Consider the following 2,081-nt stretch of genomic DNA (forward strand, 5'->3'; position numbering starts at 1 on the left):
AGACGCGACCGTGCCCCACGGCGACACCGGCGCCGTAGAAGGAGTAGCGGTCGTCGAGAAACACCGCGGTGTGTGGAGCCGAGTGGAGCCAGGCCTCCATGAAGGCGTGTCCCGAGGCCGATTCCAGCGGCAGGCTGTGCTGCAGCACGGTCACGTTGTTCGGTGACCCGACGTGCCTGCCCAGGACCGCGGTCTTCTGCGCGTGACGCTGCGCGGACAGCTCCAGGTGGGCGTCGTGGGCGAGCGGCGGGACGTGCTCCTTGAAGCGGAGGGTCTTGAGCGCGATCGCGAAATCATTGCGGATCTCGGTGAGACGGGCCCGCGTCTCCGCGTCGGGGGTGACGTAGCCGATGTCATCGCCGGGGTCCCCGGGATCAGTGCTGGCCGGGCCACCGGGAGTGAAGGCCAGCAGCAGCGACATGACGAGGCTGGCCAGGGTGAGCAGCACACCCGCATGCGACAGCATGTCCTTCATCCCCTGCGGGGACGACCAGGGGGCTGACGACAAGGGGACCATGACTGCTGCATCCTCGGGGTGTGTGTGGAAGGGAAATAGTGTAGTTGAACCTGCTGTCAAAGAACGTACCTGTCCGCGGGGGGATACACCACCTGAAGAAACCCCGGGGAACACCGTCGGACCGGGGGTCGGGAAGGGGGTGACGGGCCTGCGGCGCGGTGGCACTGTCAACACCCGGGCGCGTTGACTAGGCTGAGTCACATGACAGGTCCAGTACTGATGAGTGCGCCCGGCATGGGCTCCCCGATGGCGACCCCGGAGCTCGACGAGGCGATAGAGGTCGACGTCGCCACCTCGGAGAATCTGCCGTGGATGTGCATCGTGTGGGACGACCCGGTCAACCTCATGAGCTACGTCACCTACGTCTTCCAGACGGTCCTCGGCTACGGGCGCAAGCGCGCCACGGAACTGATGATGCAGGTCCACACGGAGGGAAAGGCCGTCGTCTCCACCGGTGAGAAGGACAAGGTCGAGGGCGACGTCAAGAAGCTGCACACCGCCGGCCTGTGGGCCACGATGCAGCAGGCCGGATAGGAGACAGCATGCAGGCGTGGCGGCGGAAGAAGGGTCTCATGCGCGGGGTGCGCTACCAGACGGTGCTCGAACCCATCGAGCGGGAGGTGCTGGGCAACCTGGTGGCGGCCGTGAGTGAGGCCATCATCCAGCGTGCCCAGTCGGCACCGAAGGATGAGCTGGCCGAGCTCACCGGCATCCCCTCCGGGCACAAGGAGGCACCGGAGGATCCCGCGATGGCCCGCCTGCTCCCCGACTTCGAGCGGGAGGGCGATGAGGAGTACGAGGGCGACAACTCCCTGCTCCGCAGCCTCCACGAGAACGACATCTGCCGGGCGAAGCTGCAGAACCTGCAGATCGTGGCGGAGAAGGTCGGGCCCGACGGGGGAGTGAACATCACGTTGAGCGAGGAGGAGGCGCAGGCCTTCATCGCGGGGCTCAACGATCTGCGTCTCTACCTGGCGGCCAGCGTGGGCGCGGCCGGGGGCGCCACCCCGGGGGAGAACACGCCGCCCCCCACCGACGAGGCGGCCGTCGAGACCTCCGCCCTCATCGAGTGGCTCGGATACAACCAGGACAGCCTGCTCACGGCGATGATGGACTGATGGGCGCGCTCAGCGACGTCCCCGGTCTCCTCGTCGGACACGCCTCCCTGGGGGACACGGGCGTCACAGCGGTCGTCGCGGACTCCCCGGCGGGCATGGTGGCCGGCGTCGACGTCCGCGGCGGGGGCCCCGGCACCCGCGAGACCGACCTGCTGGAACCCCACAACACCGTCGAACGGGTCCACGCGATCGTCCTCGCCGGTGGCTCCGCCTTCGGGCTCGCCGCCGCCGACGGCGCGATGCGCGAGCTGGAGCGCGCCGGGCGGGGCTTCCCCGTCCTGGGTGAGGACAGGCCCGGTCCCCGCGTCCCCATCGTGCCGGCCGCGGTGATCTTCGACCTGTTCGTCGGTGACGCCGGGCACCGTCCGACCGCGGAGGACGGGGCGGCGGCGGTGTCGGCGGCGCTCGCCGGCGATCCGGTGGGAGCCACGGCGCGGGGCAGCGTC

The 2,081-nt window shown here is 69.3% G+C and carries 4 protein-coding genes; 3 read left to right on the plus strand and 1 reads right to left on the minus strand.

Translation table 11 applies throughout. From position 1 onward, the window contains the following. Positions 1-466: CAP domain-containing protein (locus tag GXZ33_RS04770; RefSeq protein WP_291339742.1), on the minus strand; the 466-nt coding region annotated here is incomplete at its 3' end. 252 nt (positions 467-718) lie between these two features. On the opposite strand from GXZ33_RS04770, the gene clpS reads away from it, so the two are divergent. The 3 genes from clpS to GXZ33_RS04785 all read left to right on the plus strand — a co-directional run. Beyond that, positions 719-1,051, plus strand: coding sequence for an ATP-dependent Clp protease adapter ClpS (clpS, locus tag GXZ33_RS04775; RefSeq protein ID WP_174520256.1), 333 nt, complete (start codon positions 719-721; stop codon positions 1,049-1,051). Positions 1,052-1,059: 8 nt separating this feature from the next. Beyond that, positions 1,060-1,635, plus strand: a complete 576-nt coding sequence (locus tag GXZ33_RS04780) for a DUF2017 domain-containing protein (RefSeq protein WP_291339743.1) — start codon at positions 1,060-1,062, stop codon at positions 1,633-1,635. Further along, on the plus strand, positions 1,635-2,081 hold a 447-nt coding region (locus tag GXZ33_RS04785; protein WP_291339744.1), incomplete at its 3' end, for a P1 family peptidase. The genes GXZ33_RS04780 and GXZ33_RS04785, both read left to right, overlap by 1 nt.

The organism is Corynebacterium sp., assembly GCF_012838985.1.
Classification (GTDB): domain Bacteria; phylum Actinomycetota; class Actinomycetes; order Mycobacteriales; family Mycobacteriaceae; genus Corynebacterium.